The sequence below is a fragment of the Mycoplana sp. 10N416 genome, from assembly GCF_056394765.1.
This window is the reverse complement of sequence record NZ_JBFTIM010000003.1, coordinates 328,951-354,738: the sequence shown is the minus strand read 5'-3', so window position 1 is coordinate 354,738 and position 25,788 is coordinate 328,951. Positions and strand designations below refer to the sequence as shown.

General features: G+C 61.8%; 17 protein-coding genes and 1 riboswitch. Of the genes, 12 read left to right on the top strand and 5 right to left on the bottom strand.

Features of this window, described 5'->3' with window-relative positions; translation table 11 throughout:
• Positions 1 to 281 precede the first annotated feature (281 nt).
• From AC1DDS_RS08700 to AC1DDS_RS08690, 3 genes are all read right to left on the bottom strand, one after another.
• Entirely contained in the window at positions 282 to 1,400 is a 1,119-nt protein-coding gene (locus AC1DDS_RS08700; protein WP_477478513.1) for a site-2 protease family protein, read from the bottom strand.
• 440 nt (positions 1,401 to 1,840) lie between these two features.
• A complete protein-coding gene (locus AC1DDS_RS08695; RefSeq protein ID WP_477478512.1) occupies positions 1,841 to 3,499 on the bottom strand; it encodes an FMN-binding glutamate synthase family protein in 1,659 nt (552 codons plus the stop codon).
• Between the two features lie 119 nt (positions 3,500 to 3,618).
• Positions 3,619 to 4,359 (bottom strand): spermidine synthase, encoded by a 741-nt coding sequence (locus AC1DDS_RS08690; protein WP_477478511.1) that lies wholly within the window; start codon positions 4,357 to 4,359, stop codon positions 3,619 to 3,621.
• 570 nt (positions 4,360 to 4,929) lie between these two features.
• A riboswitch (FMN riboswitch) is annotated at positions 4,930 to 5,076 on the top strand.
• A 125-nt stretch (positions 5,077 to 5,201) separates the two neighbouring features.
• Between AC1DDS_RS08690 and ribB the strand changes: the two genes are divergently transcribed.
• The 3 genes from ribB to AC1DDS_RS08675 all read left to right on the top strand — a co-directional run bounded on the left by ribB (position 5,202) and on the right by AC1DDS_RS08675 (position 8,863).
• Positions 5,202 to 5,840: a 3,4-dihydroxy-2-butanone-4-phosphate synthase gene (ribB, locus tag AC1DDS_RS08685; protein WP_477478510.1), complete on the top strand. Its 639-nt coding sequence runs from the start codon at positions 5,202 to 5,204 to the stop codon at positions 5,838 to 5,840.
• Between the two features lie 377 nt (positions 5,841 to 6,217).
• Complete coding sequence (locus AC1DDS_RS08680) at positions 6,218 to 7,420, top strand: NnrS family protein (RefSeq protein WP_477478509.1); 1,203 nt, start codon at positions 6,218 to 6,220, stop codon at positions 7,418 to 7,420.
• Between the two features lie 252 nt (positions 7,421 to 7,672).
• Positions 7,673 to 8,863 carry a cytochrome P450 gene (locus tag AC1DDS_RS08675; RefSeq protein ID WP_477478637.1) on the top strand — a complete coding sequence of 397 codons (1,191 nt, stop codon included), beginning with the start codon at positions 7,673 to 7,675 and terminating at the stop codon, positions 8,861 to 8,863.
• Positions 8,864 to 8,947: 84 nt separating this feature from the next.
• On the opposite strand, the gene AC1DDS_RS08670 is transcribed toward AC1DDS_RS08675, so the two are convergent.
• Positions 8,948 to 9,430 carry a hypothetical protein gene (locus AC1DDS_RS08670; protein ID WP_310417535.1) on the bottom strand — a complete coding sequence of 161 codons (483 nt, stop codon included), beginning with the start codon at positions 9,428 to 9,430 and terminating at the stop codon, positions 8,948 to 8,950.
• Positions 9,431 to 10,063: 633 nt separating this feature from the next.
• Here AC1DDS_RS08670 and AC1DDS_RS08665 point away from each other — a divergent pair.
• The 4 genes from AC1DDS_RS08665 (at position 10,064) to AC1DDS_RS08650 (ending at position 18,066) form a co-directional block, all read left to right on the top strand.
• Complete coding sequence (locus tag AC1DDS_RS08665; protein ID WP_477478508.1) at positions 10,064 to 11,830, top strand: hypothetical protein; 1,767 nt, start codon at positions 10,064 to 10,066, stop codon at positions 11,828 to 11,830.
• Positions 11,831 to 11,947: 117 nt separating this feature from the next.
• Positions 11,948 to 13,957, top strand: a complete 2,010-nt coding sequence (locus AC1DDS_RS08660) for a hypothetical protein (RefSeq protein ID WP_477478507.1) — start codon at positions 11,948 to 11,950, stop codon at positions 13,955 to 13,957.
• A gap of 562 nt (positions 13,958 to 14,519) precedes the next feature.
• Positions 14,520 to 16,712 carry a type I secretion system permease/ATPase gene (locus AC1DDS_RS08655; protein WP_477478636.1) on the top strand — a complete coding sequence of 731 codons (2,193 nt, stop codon included), beginning with the start codon at positions 14,520 to 14,522 and terminating at the stop codon, positions 16,710 to 16,712.
• Positions 16,713 to 16,725: 13 nt separating this feature from the next.
• On the top strand, positions 16,726 to 18,066 hold the full coding sequence (locus AC1DDS_RS08650; RefSeq protein ID WP_477478506.1) for an HlyD family type I secretion periplasmic adaptor subunit: 1,341 nt from the start codon (positions 16,726 to 16,728) through the stop codon (positions 18,064 to 18,066).
• 118 nt (positions 18,067 to 18,184) lie between these two features.
• On the opposite strand, the gene gdhA is transcribed toward AC1DDS_RS08650, so the two are convergent.
• Positions 18,185 to 19,534, bottom strand: a complete 1,350-nt coding sequence (gdhA, locus tag AC1DDS_RS08645; RefSeq protein WP_310417519.1) for an NADP-specific glutamate dehydrogenase — start codon at positions 19,532 to 19,534, stop codon at positions 18,185 to 18,187.
• A 395-nt stretch (positions 19,535 to 19,929) separates the two neighbouring features.
• Here gdhA and rnk point away from each other — a divergent pair, with 395 nt between their 5' ends.
• From rnk to AC1DDS_RS08620, 5 genes are all read left to right on the top strand, one after another.
• A complete protein-coding gene (gene rnk, locus AC1DDS_RS08640) occupies positions 19,930 to 20,328 on the top strand; it encodes a nucleoside diphosphate kinase regulator (RefSeq protein WP_477478505.1) in 399 nt (132 codons plus the stop codon).
• A 376-nt stretch (positions 20,329 to 20,704) separates the two neighbouring features.
• Complete coding sequence (gene nspC / locus AC1DDS_RS08635; protein WP_477478504.1) at positions 20,705 to 21,802, top strand: carboxynorspermidine decarboxylase; 1,098 nt, start codon at positions 20,705 to 20,707, stop codon at positions 21,800 to 21,802.
• A gap of 39 nt (positions 21,803 to 21,841) precedes the next feature.
• Positions 21,842 to 23,080 carry a saccharopine dehydrogenase family protein gene (locus AC1DDS_RS08630; protein ID WP_477478503.1) on the top strand — a complete coding sequence of 413 codons (1,239 nt, stop codon included), beginning with the start codon at positions 21,842 to 21,844 and terminating at the stop codon, positions 23,078 to 23,080.
• A 260-nt stretch (positions 23,081 to 23,340) separates the two neighbouring features.
• Positions 23,341 to 24,576: an AGE family epimerase/isomerase gene (locus AC1DDS_RS08625; protein WP_477478502.1), complete on the top strand. Its 1,236-nt coding sequence runs from the start codon at positions 23,341 to 23,343 to the stop codon at positions 24,574 to 24,576.
• Between the two features lie 243 nt (positions 24,577 to 24,819).
• Positions 24,820 to 25,716 (top strand): DMT family transporter, encoded by an 897-nt coding sequence (locus AC1DDS_RS08620; protein ID WP_477478501.1) that lies wholly within the window; start codon positions 24,820 to 24,822, stop codon positions 25,714 to 25,716.
• Positions 25,717 to 25,788: the final 72 nt, after the last annotated feature.

Sequence of the window (25,788 nt, the reverse complement as noted above, 5' to 3'; positions counted from 1 at the left end):
CTGTGATGGCGCTGGGATTTAGCAAGGTTCACGTCGACTGGTGCTCGTGGGGATGTACAGAGTCTTCGACACAACACTATGCGCCGCAGATGAGTGTTACCTGATCGATCCGCAGCAATTCTTGACTGCTTGGGACAAGAGCCTGCCAGCCCGCGAGCGTGAGCGCGCTGACCCCGTGCCGGATCAGGCCGAGCTTACCGGCACGACGGGTGCCAGAGAGCTTTACAATGTGCTTCCGATCGCGGGCACGTGCTTTGAACAGTGTCACTGCCGACTCAAGCTTACGGTCTGGTCCGGTGCCGGCGCAGGGTATCAAAGTGGAAGTCCTCGGCGGCCGCGCGTAGCATCAGCAATTCCCCGATCGTCTCGAGGTTCATCAGGCCGACGAGACGCTTATCCCGATTGACGACCACAGCGGCGGATGAGTTTGCAGCCTGCATGATGCGGAGGCTCTCGTTGATCGCAGTGTCCCTGGCAATCATCGGGATGTCGGTACGCATCGCACTGCGTACGGATGCGTGCGCCCGCCCCTCCTTCATGGCGGCAATGATGCCGTCGCGGGTTAGCAATCCCTCGAACGTGCCGTCGGCGCCGACGATCGGAAACTCGTTCTGGCTCGTCGCGAGCAGAAGCTCGACGGCATCCTCCAAGCGCGCCGATGGCTCAAGCACGGCGAACTTGGTCACCATGACATCCCCGACTGCGACCTGGCCGGAGATCGCCTCCAGATCGCTGCCCTGCGCTTCCGCCTGTGCGGCGAGATAGACGAAGACCGCGATCAGTATGAGCAGCGGATTATAGAACAGTCCGACAATGCCCATCGCGAAGGCGACGCCCTGGCCGATTCTGGCAGCAACTCTTGTGGCGCGCCCCCAGGACCAGCGCATCGCCAGGACTGCCCGCAGCACGCGGCCGCCATCCATGGGAAAGGCCGGTATCATATTGAACAGAACGAGGAAAACGTTCACGCCGGCGAGCCGGACCAGGAAATTGACACTGGGATCTTCGGGCGCCGTCAACTCGTCCCAACCGACCGCACCGCCAATAACGGCCACGAGCAGGGCCGCGATCACCACGTTGGCGAGGGGACCTGCAATGGCGATCAGAAGCTCCTCGAACGGCTTGGTCGGCATGCGCTCCAGTCGCGCCACGCCGCCGATGGGCAGAAGGATTATGTCGGGCGTCCTTATCCCGAACCTGCGCGCGACGGCAATGTGCCCGAACTCATGCAGCACCACACATGCGAACACGCAGACGACGAAGACCGTGCCTTCCCAGGCGGCCGGTGCTCCGCCGATCCGGTAATGCATGAGCCAGATCCAGACGAGCAACAGCAGGAAAGTCATGTGCATGCGAATGGCGGTGCCGCGGACAGTTCCAAGCTTTACGGACCATTCCATGGTAGTCACCCGTTTTTGCAGCGGCACGCCGCCCTGTTCGCCCCAGCGATGTCGGCCGAAAAGAACGGCAGATATGCGAGGGCCAAGAGGTTGACGCCGAGCTGAAGGATCGCGGCGCAGAGCCGTTTCAAGTGTGGCGTCACCCGGGCTTGCCGTCAAATCGATCGCACGCCGCCGGTCGGCGCGGGTCGCAGCTATTGCTCGGCCTTTTCTGCAGCACCATTCTAACGCGGGCGGAGACCTCCCGCAGATATTCTCTATAAGTATCGTCGAGATTTGGAGGTGTCGCGGACACGGCTATTGGGCTGTCCAGCGCGAGGACAGCACCCGCGGGTGCTTGCGGTTCGGAGGGCCGTGCAGCCCTCCGAACCCTATCGAAATATCCCGGTCATCTTGGACGCAGGACATATCGAGAACCGGAGCAGTCTTGCGGCCAGCCCTCAGGCGACGCGTTTGCGCGCCGTAAATGGCCCGTGTGGAATTTCCGGCGGGGCGAACGTGTCCGCCGACGCCCGGTCCCAACGGCTGTGCCAGTCGGCGAGGCCTTCAATTTCCTCGTCAGCGAGCAGGAAGCCTTCGGGGAGATAGGGATAGGCTTCATTCCCATCCAGGAATTCATTGTCCTTCTGCCTGAACATGAAGTGGTAGGGCATGAAGTCGCTCGGATTGCCAAGCCCGGCCGCACCGGCGATCTCGCCCAGTGCTTTCATCGTGTTGCGATGGAAACGTGCCACCCGGTCACTCTTGTCGCCGACGTGGATTGCTTTTTGGCGGAGCTTGTCTTGGGTGGCGATGCCAACCGGGCAATGGTTGGTGTGGCAGGACTGGGCCTGGATGCAGCCCACTGCGAACATGAAGCCGCGGGCCGAATTGCACCAGTCCGCCCCCAGGGCGAGCGTGCGGGCGATGTCGAAGGCGGAAATGATCTTGCCGGCGGCGCCGATCTTGACCTCGTGCCGGATCCCCGCGCCACGCAAGGCATTGTGGACGAACGTGAGGCCTTCCAGCATCGGCATGCCGACACGATTGGCAAACTCCACGGGTGCCGCACCGGTCCCCCCCTCCTTGCCGTCGACAACGATGAAGTCAGGGATGATTCCGGTCTTGAGCATCGCTTTCACCATGCTCAGAAATTCCCGACGATGGCCGATGCAGAGCTTGATGCCGACCGGTTTACCCCCGGACAAGTCGCGCAGCTGCCCGACAAACTCCATCAGGCCGACCGGCGTCGAGAAGGTGCTGTGGGCTGCGGGGGAAATGCAGTCGACCCCCATCGGAATACCGCGGGCCTCGGCGATCTCCTTTGAGATTTTCGATGCCGGCAACATGCCGCCATGGCCGGGCTTGGCGCCCTGGCTGAGCTTTATCTCGATCATCTTGATCTGAGGATCGGCGGCCAGCTCGGCAAACCGTTCAGGTGAGAAGGTGCCGTCGTCGTTGCGGCAGCCAAAGTAGCCGGATGCCACCTGGTAGATCAGGTCGCCGCCGCCCTGGCGATGGTAGCGGCTGATGCTGCCCTCGCCCGTGTCATGTGCGAACCCGCCCTTCTTGGCGCCCGTGTTCAGCGCGAGGATCGCATTTGCCGACAGCGAACCGAAGCTCATCGCCGATATGTTGTAAAGGCTGGCATTGTAGGGCTGCTTGCAGGCAGACCCGCCGATCCTGACCCGGAAGTCGGTCGTCTTGATCTCCGTCGGCGCGGCAGAGTGGGTCAGCCATGCATAGCCGGAACCGTAGACGTTCTCGATCGTGCCGAAGGGCCGCTTGTCTTCGACGCCCTTGGCGCGCTGATAGACGAGACCACGATCCTGCCGGCTGAATGGCTCCTCGTCCCGGTCGCTTTCGATCAGATACTGGCGCAGCTCGGGACGAAAGCTCTCCAATATAAAGCGCATGTGTCCAATGATGGGATAGTTGCGCAGGATTGCATGTTTGTACTGCCGAATGTCGCGCAAGCCGACAAGCGTCAGCGCCACGAATATTGCGGCGAAGATCCACATCCATGGGCTGTAGAGGCTTGCCGCGATGATAGAGGCAAGCGCGAGGAGCGCCACAAACGCAAAGATGGCGTAGCGCTGGTAGGTGGGGAAAACTCTCACAGTGGAGACCTTTGGAAAATCAAACTCTCTATCGACATCAGTCGGGAACTGCCAAACTGGTGCCACCAGACCGGCATGCCGCTGCTGCTACAACGCAGCGGCACGCTCGTCAATTTGTCTTATCCAGCCTGCAGAAAGCCGACCTTGGCGGGGCTTTCGCTGGCGAAGTAAATATAGTGGAACGCATCGACCCGTCCGCTGATCAACGGCACCTCGTCGCGTCTCCAATACCAGGCGGTTTTGTTGAGTTCCTGCTCGAACCCAGGCGAGCTTGTGGCGGACCAGAAGCCGCCGATGCCACCAGGCTTCAGGGCCTGCTTTATCTGCCCGATGCCGGAGCTCTGATAGATTGCTTCGTTCGGCGCTCGCACGGTGAAGTCAGGTCCGTTGTCCGTGTCCATCAGGATCACGTCAAAGGGTTCGCGCTCTTCCCCCAGCACCTCCATCGCGTCACCAACCCGAATTTTGACACGGGGGTCTTGCAACGGATGGTCTGCGAGGTGCCCAAGATGGGTTCGGTTCCATTCAACGATTTCCGGAATCAGTTCGCACACGACGATCTCTGCATCCCGCTCCATGTGCTTGAGGGCCGTCCTCAGGGTGAAGCCCATGCCAAGGCCGCCGATGAAGATCCTGCGTGCCGGCGCACCATGCAGCCTCAGCGAGCGTTTCGCCAGGATGTCTTCGGATTGGTGGCTGAGGTTCGACATCAGTTCCAATCCATTGTAGCGGATCTCGAACAGTTCGTTTCGTGTACGCAGGATGATCTCGTCGCCAGCAGAGTTGCTGGCGCGTGCCAGTTCGGTCCAAAGGGTCACGGCTATTCCTAACGATTTTCTCAGGCTGCCTTGCAGCCTCATATTACGCTTAAGGGTGTCGAAAGTTCGGGTTGCCCGGCTCGACTAGAGCCGCGGCAACCCGAAGGCATCGCCGACGGTTGCGCCGTTTTGGAATGCAAAGATCGCGGACCTGGCCGACGCCATGTATCGCCGGTCGCCAACCGCCTTGCCCGTCATCTTGAAAATGGACAACGGATCCCTTGCCCCGCCGACAGCGTCGAGCCGTGCAGGGTGAAAGCGATGACAGAAGATGGAGGTCTGGAAGGCGGGAGATACACCCATTGACAGGCCCAATCAGTGCTGCGCTTGCGCGCTGCAGGAGAACGAACCGCAAATGATGAGGATCCCGGGGCGGAAAAGTGTGCGGCGTCTGGTTCAGAAAGGCCCGCACCGGGACAAGCCGGGTGCTTCCTTAGCGAGCCTCGATATCCTGACGAATGTTTCCAAGCACATGATGTCTATATGGTTCCCGAAAAGGGCCGTTCAATGGCAATAGGACCAGTAGCATTTTCGGCGTGGATTAGCGACGGGGCATCTTCGCGTCGAGGGACGCGCCCCCTTGCAATTTACGGTCGATTGCTCCTATCTTCGCGGCGTTCTCAGGGCGGGGTGCAATTCCCCACCGGCGGTATCGGGAGACATTCCGGAGCCCGCGAGCGCTTCCGGTCTCACCGGAAGGTCAGCAGATCCGGTGCGATGCCGGAGCCGACGGTATAGTCCGGATGAAAGAGAGCAAGGTCACTGCAGCACTCCTCGCGGAGGCGCGACGGTGTTTGTTCGCCCAAGGGAAGTTTTGCCGATGCGCGCAGGCGCGAAGGCGCAACAATGGCCGGGATCCGGCCCAACCCTTGAAAGACCGAAGTATGACTATCCATAAAATTGAAGATGCGATCGCCGCCATTGCCCGCGGGGAGATGGTTATTGTCGTGGACGACGAAGGTCGCGAAAACGAGGGCGACATCGTCTTTGCATCGCAGGATGCGACGGCTGACAAGATCGCGTTCATGATGAACAGGGCTCGCGGCCTGATCTGCGTGTCGATGGAAGGTGCCCGTCTTGATGCGCTGGACATTCAACTGATGGTTCCCAACAACACGGAATCGCTCAAGACCGCCTTCACCGTTTCGGTCGACTACCTGCCCGGAACGACGACGGGGATCTCGGCTGCAGATCGTGCCGCAACCATCAGGGCTCTGGTCGATCCGGTTTCGCGGCCGGAGGAGTTCGCCCGGCCGGGACATATTTTTCCGTTGCGGGCCAACCCGCAGGGCGTGCTCGGCCGCCCCGGCCACACGGAGGCTGCCGTCGACCTCTGCCGCCTTGCCGGTAAGACCCCCTCCGGCGTGATCTGCGAGATTGCCAACGACGACGGCACCATGGCCCGCTTGCCGGATCTCGAGATCTTTGCCGAAGAGCATGGCCTGTGCCTCGTGACGATCGAGGATCTCATCGCCTACTTGCACGACACGCAACCTTCCCGGTTGGCGGAAGCCGCCGCATAGGCGCGACGACCATCGATCCGGGGCGGGATCGGCCGCCCCGGAATGGTGCATGTCATGTCCCTCGTCTCCGTCCTCGACTTGGCCCGTAAGCCTCTCATCGATCACCCGGCCATCCCGTCGTCCACGGATCCGCACCGGATTGCCATCGGCTGTGGCGAGCGCAGCGAGCCGCCCTGCCCTCGTCGGATCTCCCCCGGACCCCCGTTGGAGCAGCGCACCCGCATACTTGCGTTTTCGCAAAGAAGGCGCCCGACGGAGGCCCTATTCATGGCTTTGATCATTTTAAAAGATTGCTGCATGAGCCGGAAACACACCTCACTGACCGCCTCGCTGCATCCCATCCGGCGCGCTCACGCCATCACCGAAGGAAACTGACCATGGCGAGTCAAGCCCCGACAAAACCGTCTTCCGCAGTTGCGGGCTTCTTCTCGGCGGGCTTCCGCCCCTTCTTCCTCTTCGGTGCCCTCCAGCCGGCGGTGATGATGGCGCTTTGGGTCCCGTGGTTTCTCGGCTTGACGCAGCTGCCGTCGGCAATGCCGCCGGTCGCCTGGCACCAACACGAACTGATGTTCGGATACGTGCCGGCGGTTATCGCCGGATTTCTGTTGACGGCGGTTCCGAACTGGACCGGTCGCAAGCCGCTGTCCGGTTGGCCGCTCTTTCTGCTTTTTGCGCTCTGGCTGGCCGGCCGCGTGGCGATCGCCTGCTCGGATTGGATCGGAGCCGATGCGGCCATGGTGGTGGCTGCAGGGTTCCTGCCGGTCCTTGCCATCTTCGTCCTGCGTGAACTGGTGGTTGCGGGCAACCGGCGCAATTACAAGGTCGTTGTTGCCCTCGGCGCGTTGTTCGCCGCGGAGCTTCTGTTCTTTTACGAAGTGAGCCGCTACGGTTTCGCCGAGATAGCCGATCGGCTGGCGATCGGCACGATCATCATGCTCGTCGCCATCATTGGCGGACGCATCATCCCGGCCTTTACCGGCAACTGGCTGCGCCAGAAAACTCCGGGCAGAATGCCATCGTCCTTCGACCGGTTCGACATGGCCGGCATGGCCCTCGCCTTCTTGGCTTTCGCCGCGTGGGCGATCGCCGCACGCCTCGAGGCCTTCGTTTGGCCGGCCGGCATCCTGATGCTGCTTGCTGCCGGTGCGCAGTTCGCGCGGCAACTGCGCTGGGCGCCGCTCCGCACCTTTTCCGAGCCGTTGGTGACGGTGCTGCATGTGGCGTTTTTCTTCGTTCCAGCCGGTTTCCTGCTGACGGGCGCAGCCCTGCTGTCGGGCGACATCGGCCTGCGCACCGCGGGCATCCATGCCTGGACGGTGGGCGCGATCGGCGGCATGACGCTCGCGGTGATGACACGAGCCACACGCGGGCACAGCGGCCAGATGCTGCGTGCACCCGCATCGACGGTCCTGGCCATCTATGTGCCGATTGTCCTTGCCGCGCTGGCACGGATCGTCGCAGCCCTTGCGCCTGAACTCACAATGGTGCTCCTGCCGCTTTCCGGGGCGTGTTGGATCGTCGCGTTCCTCGGTTTTGTCGTGCTCTACGGGCCGCTGCTCCTGCGTCACGGCGTCAGATAGGCGGCCGGACATGCCGGAGCGCGGCCGCGCGCAGCGCTTCGATTATCGCGGCACGTATCGCGATAATCGGCTCGTGCCTTTGCTCGCGGCATCCCAGCCCGGTCCTGGTCGCTGCAATTATAAGGGGTGTTGTTCACGGCCTTTTCCCAACGGCCAATCAGGATTTGCGTAACACTCTTTGCGCCACGGCAAAGAACGCACGGCTCGACTTTCCCACAGATGGTAGGAGATCGACACGAGGGGGCGAGACAGATGAAATCAGCAACCGGCACGGAATGCGACACCAATGGGCCGTCGGGCGGATCTGCCTTCGATTGGGACCCCCGCAGCGAAGCTGTTCTGAACGACCAGTTCCAGGCCTATGACCACATGCGCCAAACCTGTCCCGTTGCCCATAGCGATTATCTCGGCTGGTCGCTGTTTCGACATGAGGACGTTTTGACGGCACTCATGGACCATGGGACGTTCAGCAATGCCGCGTCGCGACATCCATCCGTGCCCAACGGCATGGACCCGCCGCAACACACCCCCTACCGACGGATGATCGAGACCTATTTCACGGCGGAACGGGTCGATGCCTTCGAGCCTGAATGTCGGGCCATCGCGCGCGAACTGGTCGCCGGCCTGCAAAAGGGCCACGCGACCGAAACCGTCAGCGAATTCGCTGATCCCTACGCCGTCCGGATCCAGTGCGCCTTTCTCGGGTGGCCAGCCTCGCTGCACGGTCCGCTGCGCCAGTGGGTCCGCAAGAACCAGGAGGCCACCCTGGCCCGCAATACGGAGGCCATGGCGGCCATCGCGCTGGAGTTCGACGGCTATATCCGGGGCCAGTTGAACGAACGGGAGCACGCCGGTTCGGCGGCACCGGACGACATCACCACCAGCCTCCTCCGACAGACCATCGACGGCAAACCACTCGACCATGACGCCATTGTCAGCATCTTGCGCAACTGGACCGTGGGCGAGCTTGGCACCATCGCGGCTTGCGTCGGCATCGTCGCGGATTTCCTGGCGGATCGCCCCGAACTCCAGGCGGAGCTCCGCCGGGACATTGGCCGTTTACTTCCGGCCATCGACGAGATCCTGCGGCTGCACGCACCGCTGATATCCAACCGGCGTGTGGCGACAAAGCCGGTTGAAATAGGCGGGCGCAGGATTGCCGCTGGAGAACGGATCACGCTCATCTGGGCCTCGGCCAACCGCGACGAGGACGCCTTCGATGACGCCAGAGAATTTCGCCTCGATCGCGACCCTTCGCAGAACCTGCTCTACGGCGCCGGGATCCATGTCTGCCCCGGTGCGGCTTTGGCTCGGATGGAACTGCGTGTGGTCATGGAAGAATTGCTCGCGGGCACAGATCACATCGCGCCGATACCCGGCGGCGGCGTACGCGCCATTTACCCGGCGAGCGGCTTCGCATCACTTCCGTTGCGGATCAGCTAGGCAATCTGCCTTGCCGCCATCGGAGCGCTGTGAAGGTCACCAACTGCTGCGGACCGGCGTCAGAAGCTCCGTCGTGCCGCAGACCTATCGAGGAAAATTATACTTTTCAGTAATGTCCCACAGCCTGTGATTGAGGTCGATCAGTGAGCGAATGCTTTCCTTGATCCGTGCCATCTCCAGGGTGTCGAGTGCTTCGACTTTGCCGTACTTAACGTCGTCCTTGCTGTCGAATATCCGCATGAGCTGCGTCAGTCCCTGGCCGCTGTCCGGATCAAACGAATAGATGCAGTGATTGTACTTGTTTCTCAGTTTCGACAGGTCGCTCAGCCGTCTCGTCGCATCCAGCACGTCGTTGCGGCATTCAGCCGATGTTTTTTGCATCTTCGCCAGGCGCTCGACCAGGTCGAGACGCGCGCGGGTCGTATTCAAGGTCAGAAAGATCACGATGGCCGTCTCCTTGTCGACCTGGGCAAGGCCGGCAATCATGTGGATCAGAAGGCTCTCCGTGTTTGTCCAAGTGTAGTTTAGCTGCCCAACCAACAGGAGTATTTCCTGAAACTTCGGCATTCCTTTCCCTCCAAATACATCCGCAAAGCATACCCGAGATACCACATCCGGATATTGCTATCAGTCTGATCGCATCAACCTCAATGATGTCTCGCGCACCAGAACAATCCAAAGGGTAACGTCCGTAACTGCAATACGGCAGCGGAGAAATTCGCAACAAGGCATAGCCGTTAGTAGTATTTCCTTAGGTCATAAGGAAGGTGCCGAGCAAAGGCATCCTTACCAGAATTCACGGTTCCGCGGAAATCTTTTAGCGAACCCCTTCTATCAACGGCAGTACTAGGGTCCATTCGAGTACCCCGTAGATGCAGCACGATCATACCCCCTAACTCCAATGGTCAGCTATAACGATCGCTCCTTCCCAACAGACTATTGCGCCGGGCTTGGGTCAAAACATGGAATGGAAGCGAGGCGGATATGCCCCGGTTACGACCAGATGGACCCCGTTTGAGCCCTATTCCATTTTGACCCAAATCCGGAGGGAGGAAAAAATCCTCCAGTTAGTGGTGCACGGCCGCGAGAACGCGCCCGGCGCAACCAAAAAGCACGACTCATGTTCAACCGCCGCGTGGTGATGACCCCAAGAAGATGAATGGCGGTCAAGCCAGCGGCTCAGCGACAGAGGATAGAGCTATGGCTGACAGAGGCCGGACCAACTGGGATCTTATCAACGACGATCCTTCCCAGGAACAGGAACAACAACAGCAAGAGCAGCAGCGCCAGCAGGAGCAGCAGCAGCAGGAACAGTCGTCCACCCAGGACCAGACATCCACTCAGGATCAGTCCCAGACAAGCGAATCCGAGAACTTGAATGGCAATGGCAATGGGAACCTGAACCTTAATGGGAACGGAAACCTCAACCTGAACGGCAACGGCAACTGGAATTCGAGCGAAAACTCCAACGCCAATACCAACTCGAACACCAATGCCACGACCGTCGGCGTCACCGTGGACGTCGGAGTGAACCTCGACGGATTCGAGCCGACCGACAACGACTTCGCCGACATCGATCAGACGGGTAACAACAACTCGATCGATGGGCTGTTCAACATCCAGTTCGACAACATCCTGAACAATGCCTTCAGCGGCGACGGCAACAACGTAGCGAACGTCTTCAGCCAGGTTGCCAACCTGCAGGACAACGACACGGTCGAGAACGCCAGCGTCTCCAATGACGGCACGGCCAACTTCAACCTCGGCGCGTCCGGCGGCACGGCCAACGCGGATGAGGGGATTTCGGCTGGCGGCAGGGGCGGTTCGGGCGGCGACGATGCCGACGCCGACGGCGGCGACGGCGGTGATGGTGGCTTTGCGCTCGGCGGCTTCGCCCTCGGCGGCGACGGCAGCGGTGGCACCGCTGGCAGTGGTGCAACTGGCGGCACCGCCAATGGTGGGGCGGCAACCGGCGGCGCAGGCTCGAGCGGCAACGCCAATAGTGGCGATGCCGCCGGCGGCGCAGGCGCAGGCGGTGCGGGCGGTGCGGGCGGTGCCGGTGTCGGTCTCGGCCTTGGCCTTGGTCTCGGACTTGGCGCCGGCCTGGCTTTGGCCGGTGAAGGCGGCGACGGCGGCGACAACGATGGCGGCGACGGCGACGAAGGCGGCGATGGCGGCAACGCCAACGGTGGCGAAGGCGGTGATGGCGGCGACGGCGGCGACGGCGCTGCCGGCGGCACGACCACGACCGGCGATGCCGGCGCGGCGGCCGGCAACCTCCTCGGCTTCCTCAGCCCGGCTCTCGCCGCGGCCGTATCGGGCGTCGATGACTCGAGCAACGGCGGCGATGGCGGTGCTGGCGGCGGCGGAGGTGCTGGCGGTGCCGGTGGCACCGGCGGTGCCGGTGGAGCTGGTGGTGCTGGCGGAAGTGCTACGGATGCCGGTGACGGCGGTGCCGGCGGCAGCGCGACCGGATCCGGAAGCGGAACCGGCACCGGTACAGGTAGCGGTTCTGGTGCCGGTGGTGCCGGTGGTGCCGGCGGTGCCGGGACCGGTGGCAGCGCGGTCAGCGGCTATGCGGACAGCGGCGACGGCATCGGCGGCGACGCCTCGGCCGACGGCGGCACGGGTGGCCTGGCCCTCAGTGGCGCCTGGGCCGACGGTATCGGCGGCGACGGCTATGGCGGCTGGGCCCTTGGTGGGGACGGCGGTGCAGGTGCGGCCGGTGGTACGGCGACGAATGGTGACGGCGGCGCCGGTGGCAACGGCGGCTCGTGGGGCTCGAACAATGGCGATGACGGCTACGTCACCGGCACGAGCCACGCTTCGGCCGACGCTGCGATACACCTCAGTGCCTTCAACCAGGAAATCGTGCTCGGCGCGAACCTGCAGCAGAACGCAGTCGACATGACGGTGGTCGGGGGAGACCTCGTCAACACCGTTGTTGGTGAAGACGACGACGCATGACGCGATGAAGTGGCTTCGCCCGGTCTGGGCGAAGCCACTTTCGTTTGATCTGACCGTGCAGTCCCTTCCAGGCTGCAGGGCTCGCCTAACGGCCAAACGTCGAAAGGGTCGCGTGTCATGACGGCAATGGACAAGATCACCGAGGAGATCGCCCATTTCATCGGCATGTTCCAGCTCAATGCTGAACGCGCAATGCATAGGGAGGCCTACGACGATTTCCGGGCCCACAAGTCCGTGGATGCGGATTTGCCCCCGCCCCTCCCCGATAAAAGTCCGTTTGCGGCGCCCTATGACTTTCTTGGCTATGACCCGGGCGTGAAGTATTTTTCCCCGGGGCCTGAGCTCATCTATGTGCCGCCGTGGAAACTGCCACTCCCGCAGTTACCGGCAACGCCGTTCAACCTGGAGTCCTTCCCCTTCCCCGAACCGCCTTGGCACACGCCGCACGGCTTCGCTGCGGGCATCGCCGCCAACACGGTCGTTATGCCGGAAATCGATCCCATCGGCTCGGTAGTCACCTACGTCAACCAGGTGATCCTGCTCTCCGATAACGACTATTTCAGCGTCGGCGGGCACGGCCTGGTTTTCTCGCCCAATCCGGTCGACAGCGCGGAAATGCTCGATGCGGCAGAGATGGCCTATTCGCTGTCGCCGATCGGCGACCTGCAACGGCCGGGATCGAGCGCGGAGATCATCGAGACGATCAAGCTGGCCGGGACGCGACTGGAACAGGTCGACGCCGATCACGACGGCCCCTTCAAGGTCTTCGTCACCCAGTCGACGTCCCTCCAGGGCATCTATGTCAACGGCGAACTCGTCGACGAAGCACCCGATCTGAAGGACTACTACGATTTCGACGACGAGGAAGAGGAGGCGCCGGACGGCGACACCTGGACCGGCAACGTGACGGTCGGCGAGGACGGATCCTATAAGGTCGAGGCTTCCGTCACCTTGACCGCAGGCGACAATACGCTGGTCAACGAAGCCATTCTGAAGAACCTCTGGACCGGGGCCAAGGTCACCGCTGTCGTCGGCAACTACTACGAAATCAACGCGATCGTCCAGGTCAACGTCCTGTGGGACGTCGACACGATCAGCGCCGGCATCAAGGACTGGTCGAGCAACGGTACGATCAACCAGCTGTTCAACATTGCCGAGTTCGAGCGCATCGACAAATCGACCGATGACGACACCGGTGCCGATCTAGGCGGCTTTCCCAAATACTGGTCGATCACCAAGATCGACGGCGACCTGCTGATGGTCAACTGGCTGGAACAATTCATCTTCAAGACCGACGACGATATCGGTGTTTTGTCTTCGTCCGGGGTCACCACGAGCGTCATCAGCGGCGGTAATCTGGGGGTCAACCAGACGTCCATTCTCGACCTTGGCTTCGCCTACGATCTGATCATCGTTGGTGGCTCCGTGTACGACGCCAACCTGATCCAACAGATCAACGTGTTGTTCGACAACGACGTCGTGGGCGCGCTTCCCGGATTCCATACGACGGGTACGGGCTCGGTATCCACCGGCGGGAACTTGCTGTGGAACGACGCCTATATCGCCAACATTGGCGGCGCCGACCGTTTTGAAGCCCTGTCGAGCAAGTATCTGACCCTCGCAAACGATCTCGCAGACGGCGGCAACAGCATTTCCAAAGGCGTGTTGACGGACGATGCCTTCACCGGCTTGGAAGGCTTGCGGGTTCTCTACATCAATGGTGACCTGCTCAATCTGCAATATATCAAGCAGACGAGCATCCTGGGCGACAGCGACCAGATCGCTCTGTCGATGGACCAGCTGAAACCGCATCTGGATGCGGACTGGGCCGTGTCGACCGGCGGAAATGCGCTCATCAATCACGCAGTCATCCTTGACCTGGACTCCTTGGGAAAGACCTATGTCGGAGGCGAAAAATACTCCCAGGAAACACTCGTCCAGGCGGAACTGATCTCGAACAAGCCCGACTTCGGCGGCCCCGGTGCCGACGCACTGGTCAGCGAGGCCGTACTGTTCCTCGACGATTCGATGCTCGAGCCCGCCCACGAAGCAGCACCGGGCGTCTACCTGCCTGCCGCCCACGAAGGGCAGACGGACGACGGGCTGCAACACCTACTCGGACATTGAGGGGAAAACGATGTCAGACCATCGGAGGAGGGCTGCCGACTCGACGGATGCCTATGCACTGTTCGAGCAGGCCGTACAGCAATGCCGGGACGCGGCGGCCATCGACCCGCATGCTGAACCCGCACAGCCAGCGCCAGAGGGGCCACCGGAACCGCCTTTGTTGTCGCTGATCCAGAAGGTCGATCCGCCTGCCGCCGACGAACGGCCCTCGCCGGCGAAAGATTCTCCGCCTGGCGAGACCTTTAATACAGACGACCGCGCGGTCGACATCCCCTTTTGGAGTAGCGCCCGCAGGAGCTTCCAGCCTGCGCCGGCCGATTCGGATCAAGTCCTGCCTGATTTCACCGCAGAGGCGCCGATCCAGCCTCTGGCTACCCGGCCCGAACCGGTCCCGCAGATCACCAAGCCTTCTTCATGCGCTGGCGGAAACGAATCGGGTCCGACCAAGTTCGTTGCGACCGTTACAGCGCTCGCGCCTGCCCTAAAAAATCCGCGGCAGGCGGAATCTCGCGCGGCCCCGCAGGCAAGCGCGCAGGTCGGCGATGCCGAGACGCATCGGTCGATCGGCCATGTTAAACCGGCACAGACCAAATCCGATAGCAGCTCAGTCAAGGCACCGGAACGCGTCACGGCAGTTGCAAATGGCGCTTCCGCCCCGAAGGCTGGCGAACTCCCCGAACGAAGCCCGGCCCTGGCTGCCCAAGGCGGGCCAGCCGTCGCCGCACCATTGCAGGCACCTGGGCACGATCCCGCCGCGCAACCGCCGCAGCGGTCGGAAAATACGGCATCGGCTGCGCAGGCGCGCACGTCTGGTTCAGATGCGGTGCAAGCCGATGAACGGGCGCTGCCGAGCGGAAAAGCTCGTCCTGCCCCGGTGAAGCGGGAGGAGACGGTGGCCAAGGGCCCGGAGGGCATCGTAACGATCGAGGGTGACACGGGGCCGATCAAGACCGACGAGCACCGTCCCAACAAGACCCTTAACGGCGGTGGCGGCAAGGGAACGGGTTCCGGCGGGGGCACATTTCACAAACGCCTCGGTCCCGTCGATTTCTCCGCCAGTCTCAAGGCAGGCGTCGATGCCGTTCGGCGCAACCTCGTCGTCGTCATGATCTTTACGCTCGCCAGCAACATTCTCGTGCTGGCGATTCCGATCTACCTGTTCCAGATATCGGATCGGGTTCTGACAAGCCGATCGATGGACACCCTGATCATGCTGACGCTGGTCATTGTCGGCGCCATCGTCCTGCAGTCGATATTTGACGCCATTCGCCGCTTCATTCTGATGCGCACGGCGGTCGAGGTCGCCGCGCAGCTGGGCGCTCCCATTCTCAGTGCCGCGGCGCGCGCGTCCCTGAACTCGAACGGCCGGGAATACCAGACGCTGGGCGATCTCCAGCAGGTCCGCTCGTTCCTGGTATCCAGAACGCTTCTGTCGTTTCTCGATGCCCCGCTTGCGCCCTTCTTCGTGGTGGCTGTCTTTCTGATCCACCCGCATCTCGGGGCCATCGTGATTGCGACCGCTCTCATGCTCCTGGTCTTTACGCTCATCAATCAGCGACTGACCGCAGCTTCGTTTGCGGAAGCGAACACCGCGCAGGTGAAGGCCAACCTCCACCTGGAGTCGATGTCCCGCAACTCACAGATCATCAATGCACTGGCGATGATACCGGAGGCGGTGCAGATCTGGGGACGGGATACGGCGGCCTCCCTCAAAGCGCAGGTTATCGCCCAGGACCGCAACATCGCCGTGGCGGCCGCTTCGAAGGGCGTCCGGCTGCTGGCACAGGTCGCCATGCTGGGATGGGGGGCGCATCTGGCCATTCAGGGCGAAATGACCGGCGGCATGGTGATCGCCTCGTCGATCATCGCAGGCCGCGGGCTGGCCCCCATCGAAGGCGCCATTGAAGGCTGGCACCAGTACAGCCAGTCCCGTGCCGCCTATGGGCGGATAACGGCCCTGCTCAAGGCCTCGCCGCTGAATTTCGAACGCCTGAACCTGCCGCGGCCGGAAGGCCGGCTCGACGTCGAGCGGTTGCTCTACGTGCCCGGTGGCACCAAGCGCGTTGTGCTGAACGGCATTTCCTTTGCGCTGCAACCGGGCGATTCCTTGGCGGTAATCGGCAATTCCGGTGCGGGAAAGACAACGCTGGGGAAGATGCTGGTCGGCTCGATCCTGCCCACGTCTGGCAACGTTCGCCTCGACCTGATGGATCTGAGGAACTGGGACCAGCGGCAGTTCGGCGAGAACATCGGCTACCTGCCGCAAGACGTGCAACTGTTTCCGGGTACGATCAAGGCGAACATCGCCCGCATGCGCGAGGATGCTACCGACGAACAGATCTACAGGGCAGCAATGTTGGCCGACGTCCACGAAATGATCGCCACGCTGCCGCATGGCTACGAGACGATCGTGGCGGCCGATGGAGCACCGCTTTCCGGCGGCCAGAAGCAGCGAATCGCACTGGCCCGCGCGTTCTTCGGTGACCCCCGCATGGTCGTGCTCGATGAGCCCAATTCGAATCTCGACAGTGCCGGCGACGCGGCGCTCACGCGCGCATTGCAGCATGCGAAGGACCACAAGATCACGGTGATAACGATCACCCAGCGTCCGTCCCTTCTCAACAGCGTCGACAAGGTCCTGCTGATGGTCAACGGCACGGTGGCGCTCTTCGGCATGCGCCAGGACGTGTTGAAGGCGCTGGAGGCGCGCGGAATCAACACCGAAACCGGCTCGTTCGGCCATCTGTTGCAGTAGGAGTTCTCCGAGCATGTCCGATATAGCCAAGGTCCATGACATCGAGTGGTACGCGGACGTTCCCCGATCGATCCGGAAGCAATTGGCGGTCGGAATGATCCTGTTGTGCGCGACATTCGGAGGTTTCGGCGTCTGGGCGTTCACTGCCCCGCTGGCCGCCGCGGTCATCGCCCAGGGCAGCTTTGTCGCAACCGGGCGCAACAAGGTCGTCCAGCACTATGAAGGCGGCATCATCAAGGAACTGCTGGTCAACGAGGGCGACGAGGTGGTGGAAGGCCAGCCGCTGATCAAGCTCGACGAGACGGCTGCCTTGGCCAAGGAACGGGAACTGTTCCTCCGTCGGATCCGGCTTGAGGCGACCGTCGCGCGCCTGACCTCGCAGTTTGAGGGCGACGAGCAGATGGAGGTTTCCGAACTGCTGGACAAGTATCGCGGCGACGCGGAAGTCTGGTCGATCATCGTCAACCAGCAGCTCAACTTCAAAGCCCAGCGGATGAAGCAATCCAACGAGCTGTCCCTGCTCAGCCAGAACATCAAGGCACTGGAATTCCGCAGCGTCGGCTATAACCGGCAACGGGACGCGGTCATCGAGCAATTGTCGCTGCTGAGGGAGGAGCACCAGAACAAGAAAAAGCTGGTGAGCATGGGGTTGCTGCGGCTGACCGAAATGAAGGCGCTCGAACGCGCGATGGCCGACGCCCAGGGGCAGATCGGCAGGCTGGAGGCCGAGGTTGCCGAGACGCAGGCGCAGATCGTCAAGGGCCAGCAGGAAGTCAGCCGCGCCGAGGTCTCCTACCGGGAAGACGCGCTGGACAAGCTGCAGGCCATCCAGGGCGATCTCGACACGGTGCGGGAGCAGGCGCGTCAGGCCGAGAACATCCTGAAGCGCGTCACGATCATCGCACCCGTCACCGGCACGGTGATCCGCACCTACTATCACACGCCAGGCGGCGTCATCGAAAGCGGCAAGGGAATCCTGGAAATACTGCCGAAGGGCGTGCCCTTGATCATCGAAGCCCAGATCCCGCGCAACAGCATCGACAGCGTCGCGGTCGGGCAGACGGCGACCGTTCGCCTGGTCGCCCTCAACCAAAGGACGACGCCGGTGCTGCATGGCGAGTTGTTCTACATTTCGGCCGATGCGCTCGAAGACAGCAAACCCGGCATGCCGGCCCATGATGTCTATCTGGCGCGTATAGACATTCCGGCGAACGAACTCGCCAAGGTCAAGGGATTCCACCCGACCCCGGGAATGCCGGCAGAGGTGATGATCCAGACGGCGCAGCGAACCTTCTTCAGCTACCTGGTCAAGCCGATCACCGACAGCATGTCCAGGGCGTTCACCGAGCGCTGATTCCTCCGAAAGGGAACGGGCAAAAGGCAACGAAAGCGGAACTCCGTCGTCCCGCTTTCCATGCCCCGCCCGAACTGAGCCGGGGGCGACTGGTCGCCCGTGGCTCGATCAGTCTGCGTCAGATGACGCCGAGGGCGTCCATCGCCTCCGCCACACGGACGAAGCCGGCGATGTTGGCCCCAAGCACGTAGTCGCCGGGCGCGCCATATTCCTCCGCCGTCTCGGCGCAGCGGTCGTGGATGTCGCGCATGATCGTCGCAAGGCGCGTCTCGGTCTGCTCGAACGTCCAGCTGTCACGCGAGGCGTTTTGCTGCATTTCCAGTGCCGAGGTTGCAACGCCGCCGGCGTTCGCGGCCTTGCCGGGGGCAAACAGCACGCCGGCGTCCTGGAAGATGCGCACGGCTTCCGGCGTGCACGGCATGTTGGCACCCTCGCCGACGGCAGTGACGCCGTTCTTGACGAGGAGGCGCGCATCCCGGCCGGTGAGTTCGTTTTGCGTAGCCGACGGCATGGCGACGTCGCAGGGCACATCCCAAACGGAGCCGCCCTCCACATAGTGCGATCCAGCGCCCTTCAAACGCGCATACTCAGCGATCCGGGCCCGACGTACTTCCTTGATTTCCTTGACCAAATTGAGATCGATACCCGCCTCGTCAACGATGTAACCGTTCGAGTCCGAGCAGGCGACGACCTTGCCGCCGAACTCGATCACCTTCTCCATGGTATAGACCGCGACATTGCCCGAGCCGGAGACCACCACCCGCTTTCCTGCAAAGTCCTGGCCCTTCGTGCCCAGCATCCGCTGGACGAAATAGGTCGCGCCGTAGCCGGTTGCTTCCTTGCGCGCACGCGAGCCGCCGTAGAACAACGCCTTGCCGGTGAGGACACCCGCCTCGTAGCGGTTCGTGAGCCGCTTGTACTGGCCGAACATGTAGCCGATTTCGCGTCCCCCCACGCCGATATCGCCGGCCGGGACGTCGGTGTATTCTCCCAGGTGCCGGTGCAGTTCGGTCATGAAGGACTGGCAGAACCGCATGATCTCGCGGTCCGAGCGGCCTCTCGGATTGAAATCCGATCCTCCCTTGCCGCCACCGATCGGCATGCCCGTCAGCGCGTTCTTGAATGTCTGCTCGAAGCCGAGGAACTTGATGATGCCGACGTTGACGGACGGGTGGAAGCGGATTCCACCCTTGTAGGGGCCTAGTGCCGAATTGAACTGGACGCGGAAACCGCGATTGATCTGGACCTGGCCGGCGTCGTCGATCCATGGCACGCGGAAAATGATCTGGCGTTCCGGTTCGCAAATGCGTTCGATGAGTGCGTTCTCGGCGTAACGCGGATGTTTGGCCACCACGCGCCCAAGGCTTTCAAGAACCTCCCGAACGGCTTGATGGAACTCAACTTCACCCACATTACGCCGTAAAACCTCGGTGAGGATCGGCTCCAACTTCTCATCTACATTGGTCATCGTGCTCTCCGTGCGCCGATAGTTAACAAGGCAATCGTTGGCGCGAAAACTGAACTATCGGAATATCGGGACGATTTGAACCGGAAATTGACAAAGTTCGGTGCGGTGCTCTCCGCGATCATCTGACGCGGCCTCCTTGACACCGGATCGTCGAGCGGCAATCATTATAAGATGACTACTAATTTGATCGCCCATCCGGGTAGCCGGTACCAAGACTGTCCGATCGCAGGACATTAGCCCGAATCCGGTCGCTGTCGCGCCCCGGGTGTCGGGGAGCATGGTAGTCATCTTCTGCAACGCGCGACACCAATCAACAAACACATCTACCCGCTGCGGCATCGTTCATCGTGCGCGCAGAAGCGACACATTGCAGATTGAACAGGAGTTACATCGTTATGAGCAAGCCGTTGATCTATGTCCGGGAGGCCGACTATGCCCGCCTCAACGATCTGGCCCAAGCCGCGCTCGACCGCAATTTCGAAGTTGCGGACGAACTGCTCGGAGAATTGGAGCGCGCGTCGGTTCTCCCGAGCGATCAGGTGGCCTCCGATACGGTCCAGATGGGCTCGACCGTGACCTACGAAACCGAGGCCGGCCAGGCCAGGACGGTGACGCTTGTTTATCCGGGCGACGCCGACATCGAACAGGCGAAAATCTCCGTGATGACCCCCATCGGCGTTGCCCTCCTTGGCCTTGCGCCGGGACAGGCCATCGACTGGAAGGCCCGCGACGGTCAGAACCACCGGCTGAAGGTCGTCGAGGTGAAGGATAATGCCCCCGCAGAGGGAGCCTGACGGGTCGCGCTCCCCCAGGCAGGCCGATGGGTCAGAACCCGCTACCGGGTCCCGCCCACGCCTTGACTTCCCGGGCTTCCGGACTTAGATGGCGCCATGCTGTCGTTCTTCTCTCACCGCGGGCAGAGGCTATTGCGATTTAAGGCGCGATCGTAGCCCGGCCGTTGCAACGGTTGTCCGCGGCCGGGACGAGGAATCGCGCAAGGTGCTCCCTTAGCTCTAGAGTTGACAATCCCGTCACCGCGCCGATGTGCAGGACGCCGGTGCTGCTTTCCGAATTGAGCACGACAGGCCGACTGAGCGATCCATCGCGCGGCGGGCTTGCATGCGGGAGAAGACCGCAACGCCTTCCACCTCACGAAAGACACGAAGATCCATGATCCAGACGCCCTACTATCTGATCGACAAGTCGAAGCTTCTCAAGAACATGGAGAAGATCGCCGAGGTGAGGGAGAAGTCCGGCGCCAAGGCCCTGTTGGCGCTGAAATGCTTCGCCACCTGGTCCGTCTTCGATCTGATGCGCGACTACATGGACGGCACGACGTCTTCCTCCCTCAACGAGGTACGTCTCGGTCACGAGCGCTTCGGCAAGGAAACCCACGCCTATTCGGTCGCCTATGCCGATTATGAGATCGATGAGGTCGTCAGCCATGCCGACAAGATCATCTTCAATTCGATCGGTCAGTTGGAGCGTTTTGCCGACAAGGCCTCGGGCATCGTCCGCGGCCTGCGGCTGAATCCGCAGGTGAGTTCCTCGAGCTTCGATCTCGCCGATCCTGCTCGCCCCTTCTCGCGTCTGGGCGAGTGGGACGTCGCACGCGTGGAAAAAGTGATGGACCGGGTTTCCGGCTTCATGATCCACAACAACTGCGAGAACGGCGATTTCGACCTGTTCGACCGCATGCTCGGGACGATCGAGGAACGCTTCGCACCGCTCCTGAAGAAGGCCGAGTGGGTCAGTCTCGGCGGCGGCATCCACTTCACCGGCGACGATTATCCGATCGAGCGCTTCGCCGAGCGGCTGAAGCGTTTTTCCGGCGAGTACGGCGTGCAGGTCTATCTCGAGCCCGGCGAGGCCTCGATCACCAAGTCGACGACGCTGGAAGTGACCGTGCTCGATACGCTTTTCAATGGCAAGAATCTCGCCATCGTCGACTCGTCGATCGAGGCCCACATGCTCGATCTGCTGATCTATCGCGAGAACGCGAAGGTCTCTCCAAATGAAGGGCCGCATAACTACATGGTCTGCGGCAAGTCCTGCCTGGCCGGCGATGTCTTCGGCGAGTTCCGATTTGCGAACGAGTTGAAGGTCGGCGACCGAATCTCGTTCCAGGACGCGGCCGGTTATACGATGGTCAAAAAGAACTGGTTCAATGGCGTGAAGATGCCGGCGATCGCCATCAAGGAACTGGATGGCAGCATCAGGACAGTCCGCGAGTTCACCTATGCGGATTTCGAACAGAGCCTTTCCTAAGGCTCCTCAGCACACGGGTATAAGGAGATATCCCCCGAAATGAAGAAGAACGTTCTCATCATCGGCGCCGGTGGCGTGGCACAGGTCGTGGCGCACAAATGTGCCCAGAACAACGATGTATTGGGAGACCTTCATATCGCCTCGCGAACGAAGGCGAAGTGCGACGCGATCATCGCATCCGTGCATGAGAAGAAGGCGATGAAGCAGCCGGGCGTTTTCGAGGCCCACGCGCTCGACGCCCTCGACATCGAGGCGACCAAGGCGCTGATCAAAAAGACCGGCGTACAGATCGTCCTCAACGTCGGCACCGCCTTCCTCAACATGTCGGTTCTGCGCGCCTGCATGGACACCGGCGTTGCCTATATCGACACGGCGATCCACGAGGAACCGGGCAAGATCTGCGAGACGCCGCCGTGGTACGGCAACTACGAGTGGAAACGTGCTGAGGAGTGCAAGGAGAAGGGCATCACCGCCATTCTCGGCGCCGGCTTCGACCCGGGCGTCGTCAATGCCTATGCGCGCCTTGCCAAGGACGAATATCTCGACAAGGTGACCGAGGTCGACATCGTCGATATCAATGCCGGCAGCCACGGCAAGTACTTCGCCACCAACTTCGACCCGGAGATCAACTTCCGCGAATTCACCGGCGTCGTCTATTCCTGGCAGAAGGGCGAGTGGCAGACCAACCAGATGTTCGAGATCGGCAAGGAATACGACCTGCCGGTGGTCGGCAAGCGCAAGGCCTATCTCTGCGGCCATGACGAGGTGCATTCGCTGGCGAAGAACATGGACGGCGCGGACGTCCGCTTCTGGATGGGCTTCGGCGATCACTACATCAACGTCTTCACCGTTCTGAAGAACATCGGCCTGCTCTCCGAGCAGCCGGTCAAGACGGCGGAAGGCCAGGAAGTGGTGCCGCTCAAGGTGGTCAAGGCCTGCCTGCCGGATCCGGCCTCGCTCGCACCGAACTATGAAGGCAAGACCTGCATCGGCGACTACGTCAAGGGCATCAAGGACGGCAAGGAACGGACGGTGTTCATCTACAACGTCGCCGACCACAAGGAAGCCTACAACGAAGTCGGCTCGCAGGGCATTTCCTACACCGCGGGCGTGCCGGCGGTCGCTGCTGCCATGCTGGTCGCTCGAGGTGAATGGGACGTCAAGCAGATGGCAAACGTCGAAGAACTGCCGCCGAAGCCGTTCCTCGAAGTCCTCGGCAAGATCGGACTTTCCACCTGGATCCAGGAAAACGGCGAGGAGCGTCCCCTGTTCACCTGAGCGGGTCGCTGATTGCTCCTAACAAGGGACTCGCGGTCATGCCGCGAGTCCAATTCCGGTTGCGTTGCCGTGCGTTGCAGCCGACAACAGCTGCGACGGCATCTGCGATTTAAAACGTTTTAAACTTGCTCATGCACCAATTCTAAGCAATAAAGTGCCTCCCATTTCGTTGACCTCGCCGAGATCAATTCGGCCGAGAGTCCCCCGGCATCGAACGGTTTACGGTTTCGTTCGACATGAATTAGCGAGGAGGATACACCATGGGCACGAACGGTCAGTTGGACCTTGCCTGGCGCAAGCGGACCTATCATCGCGAATGGCTCTGGACCCAGGCGAACGGCCTCTTCGACTTCTTCCAGACCAGCACGTTCAATCCGAATGGTGGCTTCTTTGAACTGGACGCCGATGGCCGGCCGCTGAATCCCGGCAACCCGACCCGCGGCATCCATTCGACCACGCGAATGGTGCATTGCTTCTCGATCGGCAGCCTGCTTGGCCGTCCGGGGTCCGACGACATAATCGACCATGGCATGCGGTTCCTCTGGGAGAAGCATCGCGACCATGCGCGGGGCGGGTACTACTGGTCGCTCGACAACTCCGGCCCATTGGATACCAGCAAGCAGGGGTATGGTCATGCGTTCGTGCTGCTGGCAGCGTCCAGCGCCAAGGTTGCCGGCCACCCGGACGCCGATCGCATGCTCACCGATGTCACCGACGTCCTGAACACCCGTTTTTGGGAGGACGAGCACGGCGCCATCGCGGAGGAATTTGCTGCTGACTGGTCACCGGTTCCGGGGTATCGCGGTCAGAACTCGAACATGCACCTGACCGAAGCGCTGATGGCGGCTTTCGAGGCGACCGGCGAGACGGATTATCTGCACAAGGCCGAACGGATCGCCGACCTGATCATCCGCCGCCGGGCCGGTGAGAACGGTTTTCGCGTGCCGGAGCACTTCGACGAGAACTGGGTGCTCGACAAGGATTACCAGGGCAACGAGATGTTTCGCCCTTCGGGCACCACCCCCGGCCATTGGCTCGAATGGGCGCGGCTGGTGCTGCAGCTCTGGTCGCTTGGCGGCCGCAGGCACGACTGGATGCCTGAGGCGGCCAAAGCGCTGTTCTTACAGTCCATCGAACTTGGTTGGGACGACGACAAGGGCGGCTTCTTCTACACGCTCGACTGGAACGACGAGCCGGCCAAGCGCAGCAAGCTCTGGTGGCCGATGGCCGAGGGCGTGGGGGCGGCGGCCTTCCTGTGCGAGCACCTGCCGAGCGCCTTTCACGAGACCTGGTACCGGAAGATCTGGGACGGCATTTCCCGTCACTTCATCGACCGCGCACGCGGCGGCTGGCATGAGGAACTGACCGAGGATCTTACTCCGAGCTACACGCTCTTTTCCGGCAAGGGCGATATCTATCACGCCCTTCAGGCCTGCCTGATCCCCCTCTATCCGGCAACAGGCAGCCTGACCAAGGGCATCGTCGAGGCGGGTTAGCTGCCCGTCACGATTTCAGCGTTCGGAAGCGCCGTTTGATCAAATGCGCCGCAGGCTGTTTCCTCCGGCTTATCAGCCGGGGCAGGCGCTTGAACCGCTCTCGCCTTGACCGAGCACAACCACTCACCGGTGCGAATACTGCCCCTGTTGCAAGCGGCAGCATTCTGCTAGCTGTGTCATCTCCTCCCCCCCCGCCTGATCTCAGCCATCGGGCCGCCGTTTGCACTTTCAAGCAGGAATCCATTGACCCAGACCCAGACTTTGCCAACATCGGCGTCGGCCAACCAGTTGGCGCTGCTCGCAATCGTCGCCGGCAGCATCGCCATCGGCGGCTCGCCGATTTTCGTGCGGCTTTCCGAAGTCGGCCCGCTGGCGACGGCGGTCTGGCGGGTTGTACTGGCGCTGATCCCGTTGACCATCTTTTCACTGCTCAACCGTGGCAAGCGCAGTGACGTGCCACCGCGGACACTTGGCGACTGCTTGCTTCTGGCACTGCCGGGTGTGTTTCTCGCAATTGACCTCGCCGCCTGGCACATCGCGGTCAACATCACCTCCGTCGCGAATGCCACGCTTCTTAGCAACGTCGCGCCGGTCTTCGTGACCATTTTCGGGTGGCTGCTGTTCGGCTTTGCGATCACGCGCACCTTCGTTGCCGGACTTGCCATGGCGGCGATCGGCATCGTGGTCCTCAAGGGCGGTCCGGCGGCGCTCGGGGGCGGCGACCTTCACGGCGACGCAATCGCTGTTCTGGCGGCAGTTTTCTATGCCGGATATATCCTCGCCATCAACAGATTGCGCACCCGCTACGACACGTTGCGCATCATGCAATGGGGATCGGCCTCGGCCGCCTGTTGCCTGCTGCCGGTCACGCTGTACTTCGAGCCGGCGCTATTGCCCTCCACCGTCCCTGGCTGGGCCACCGTCTTCGGCCTGGCCTTTGTGTGTCACGCGGGTGGACAGGCGCTGATCACCTATGCCCTCGCCTTCCTGCCGGCAGCATTCTCTTCGCTCACGCTGCTATTGCAGCCGGTTGTGGCAGCCGTGCTCGCCTGGGGCCTTCTCGGTGAATCGCTCGGCGTCATGCAGGCGATCGGCGGCTTGATCATCCTGGCAGGAATCCTGATCGCGCGCCGCGGATAGTCGCCGAGCGGGGCAACAGGAACTGTTTGCGATACGCGGAAGGATGGTGTCGGTGTCGCACTGTTTCCTTCC

Excerpts from the sequence above, each read along its gene's own strand:
- AC1DDS_RS08670 (WP_310417535.1), bottom strand. The coding sequence starts at position 9,430 with ATGCCGAAGTTTCAGGAAATACTCCTGTTGGTTGGGCAGCTAAACTAC.
- rnk (WP_477478505.1), top strand. The coding sequence starts at position 19,930 with ATGAGCAAGCCGTTGATCTATGTCCGGGAGGCCGACTATGCCCGCCTC.
- AC1DDS_RS08690 (WP_477478511.1), bottom strand. The coding sequence starts at position 4,359 with ATGAGGCTGCAAGGCAGCCTGAGAAAATCGTTAGGAATAGCCGTGACC.
- AC1DDS_RS08630 (WP_477478503.1), top strand. The coding sequence starts at position 21,842 with ATGAAGAAGAACGTTCTCATCATCGGCGCCGGTGGCGTGGCACAGGTC.
- AC1DDS_RS08700 (WP_477478513.1), bottom strand. The coding sequence starts at position 1,400 with ATGGAATGGTCCGTAAAGCTTGGAACTGTCCGCGGCACCGCCATTCGC.
- AC1DDS_RS08675 (WP_477478637.1), top strand. The coding sequence starts at position 7,673 with ATGAAATCAGCAACCGGCACGGAATGCGACACCAATGGGCCGTCGGGC.
- AC1DDS_RS08625 (WP_477478502.1), top strand. The coding sequence starts at position 23,341 with ATGGGCACGAACGGTCAGTTGGACCTTGCCTGGCGCAAGCGGACCTAT.
- AC1DDS_RS08680 (WP_477478509.1), top strand. The coding sequence starts at position 6,218 with ATGGCGAGTCAAGCCCCGACAAAACCGTCTTCCGCAGTTGCGGGCTTC.
- ribB (WP_477478510.1), top strand. The coding sequence starts at position 5,202 with ATGACTATCCATAAAATTGAAGATGCGATCGCCGCCATTGCCCGCGGG.
- gdhA (WP_310417519.1), bottom strand. The coding sequence starts at position 19,534 with ATGACCAATGTAGATGAGAAGTTGGAGCCGATCCTCACCGAGGTTTTA.
- AC1DDS_RS08660 (WP_477478507.1), top strand. The coding sequence starts at position 11,948 with ATGACGGCAATGGACAAGATCACCGAGGAGATCGCCCATTTCATCGGC.
- AC1DDS_RS08665 (WP_477478508.1), top strand. The coding sequence starts at position 10,064 with ATGGCTGACAGAGGCCGGACCAACTGGGATCTTATCAACGACGATCCT.
- AC1DDS_RS08650 (WP_477478506.1), top strand. The coding sequence starts at position 16,726 with ATGTCCGATATAGCCAAGGTCCATGACATCGAGTGGTACGCGGACGTT.
- nspC (WP_477478504.1), top strand. The coding sequence starts at position 20,705 with ATGATCCAGACGCCCTACTATCTGATCGACAAGTCGAAGCTTCTCAAG.